The 2,453-nt window shown below is 65.1% G+C and carries 2 protein-coding genes; both read right to left on the bottom strand.

The features are described from left to right. Positions 1-213 precede the first annotated feature (213 nt). Positions 214-870, bottom strand: coding sequence for a response regulator transcription factor (locus WBQ44_RS04380; RefSeq protein ID WP_495565514.1), 657 nt, complete (start codon positions 868-870; stop codon positions 214-216). After that, positions 870-2,312, bottom strand: coding sequence for a sensor histidine kinase (locus tag WBQ44_RS04385; RefSeq protein ID WP_495565515.1), 1,443 nt, complete (start codon positions 2,310-2,312; stop codon positions 870-872). Before WBQ44_RS04385 ends, WBQ44_RS04380 begins: the two co-directional genes overlap by 1 nt. Between the last annotated feature and the right edge of the window lie 141 nt (positions 2,313-2,453).

The following is a 2,453-nucleotide window of genomic DNA, read 5'->3' on the forward strand; positions in this document are numbered from 1 at the left end:
GGGACGATCGGAACGACGACTGGGACGATCGGAACGACGATCGGAACGACGACTGGGACGATGGGAACGACGACCTGGACGACTCCGACGACGCGGACGATGTCGATGACTGGGACGACCACATGGACGACGACATGGACGACAACTGATTCACCGGAGCTGGTGTGGGCGATGCTAGCCCACACCAGATGCTCGCTCACACTAGGCACTCGCTCACACCAGGCGGTAGCCCATACCCCTGACCGTTTCGATTCGTGCGCTACCGAATTTGCCGCGAAGGTAGCGAACGTAGACGTCGACGACGTTGGACCCGGGATCGAAGTCGTACCCCCATACCTGAGAGAGAAGCTGCTCGCGGCTCAGAACCTGCCCGGGATGACGGAGAAACGCCTCGGCCAAGGCAAACTCGCGAGCCGACAGATCGATGACTCGATCTCCGATCGTGGCGCGACGCGTTCGCAGATCCAGTGAGAGCTCGCCCAGCGTCAGAACCATCTGTTCGGGGACCCGTGACGATGCCAGCCGTAGCCGGATGCGGGCGAGGAGCTCCTCGAACCGAAACGGCTTGGCCATGTAGTCGTCGGCTCCGTTCTCGAGCCCGGACACCACATCTCGTACGTTGTCCCGTGCGGTCAGGACGATGATCGGGATGTCCACCATTTGTCCGCGTAATCGTTCGAGCACCTCGAAGCCGTCCATGTGCGGTAGGCCGATGTCGAGCACCATCAGATCGAACTCGCCGCTGCTCGCGAGGTCGTGCGCGCTCGGCCCGTCGGACACCGTGGTGGTGGTGAATCCGTTCGCTCGCAGCCCTTTTTGAATGAACGACGAGATCCGCGGTTCGTCCTCCGCGATCAGAATGCGCGCCATCAGATGTCCTTTTTCGTGTCGACGGGGATCGTGATGGTGAAGGTGGAGCCGTGGCCGAGCGAACTCCCGACTCCGACTCGCCCTCCGTGGGCAGACGCGATGGCCGTCACGATCGACAGGCCGAGCCCCGCGCCCTCGCTACGCCGCGTTCCGTCTCGGCCGCGGGCGAAGCGCTCGAAAATGCGATCGCGGTCCTCGTCGGCGATACCGCTGCCTGCGTCGGTAACCCAGAACCGGATGTCGCCGTCGGACAGCTGTGAACCGATGCCGATGCGGTCGCCGGTCCGCGTGTGGTGAGTTGCGTTCTCCGCCAACGCGAGTACGGCCTGCGTCATCCTCTGTTGGTCGAGCCGGGCGCGTATGGGCGCTGCCGTCTCGAGTACCCAGTCCCGTTCGGCCAACCGGGTTACCTTGTCGAAGACGGTGCGCGTCAATTCGTCCACGTCCACCTCGGTGGGGGTGGCGAACGAGGTTTGTTCGGCGCGGGTGAGCAACAGCAGATCGGTGACGAGGCGGTTCATCCGGCTCAGTTCGTCGTCCACGAGCGCAACCGTTTCGCGTACGTCGTTCGGATCCGAGGTGTCCAGCACGTCGAGGTGCCCACGGACGATGGTGATGGGGGTACGCAGCTCGTGCCCGGCGTCGTCGAGGAAGCGGCGCTGCCCTGCGGCGCCGGCCTCGAGCCGGTCCAGCATGGCGTTGACACTGTCGACGAGCATGCCCATTTCGTCGGTCCGCTTTCCGGCGTTCTCGTGCGGGATCCGCTTCGAGAGGTTGCTGTCGGTGATCGCCCTGGTGGTGTCCGCGATGTTCTTCACAGGTGCGAGGATTCGTCCCGCGATCACCCAAGCGCCCGCCGCGGCGATCACCGAGGTTGCCGCGCCGACGAGCAGCATCAGCACGGCAACGTCGTCGGCGGCCTGGCGCTCCTGGTCGGCGAAGTAGGCGGCCACCACGACACCCGGCGTCGGATCACCGTCGAGAGCCACGGGTACCGCGAGGTAGAAGACCTCACCGGCTGCGCTGTCGTAGCTACCCTCGGTCGCGCGATCGACGGAGCCGACCAACGCGGTGAACGCCGTGTCCTCGGACAGCTTGATGGGCGCCTGCTGGCGGCTTTGCAGCTCGAAGTTGCCGTTCACGTAGCCGAGGAACTTCTCGTTGGGCCGAGCGAGGTTGTAGGTGATGACCACGCGCAGAACGTCGGTCACACCGGCGAACGGTTCGCCCGTTCCCGGATCGACGCCCGCCTCGGTGAGGGTGGTGAACTCCGCGATCTCGGTCCGCAGCGATTCACGCATGCGGTCGTCCGCCGATCGAATCATCAGCAGCCAGGTCGTGACCGTGACGATGGCCAGCGAACCGAGAACCAGTGGCAGAACCCAGGCGATTATGCGCCCGCGGGCACTGCTCGGCCGGTACCGGCGCGAGCTAGTCGTCATCGTCGCCCAGATCGTCACCGGAGTCGTCCGAGTAGTCGTCGGAATAGTCGTCGTCATCGTCATCGGAGTAGGGGAGCGGCGGAGGCTGCACCGAACCGTCGTTCGCCGGCGGCGGTGGCAGAGGGGCTGCCGACGGTGCCG

It is taken from the genome of Rhodococcus sp. (in: high G+C Gram-positive bacteria) (assembly GCF_049591685.1).
Classification (GTDB): Bacteria; Actinomycetota; Actinomycetes; order Mycobacteriales; family Mycobacteriaceae; genus Rhodococcoides.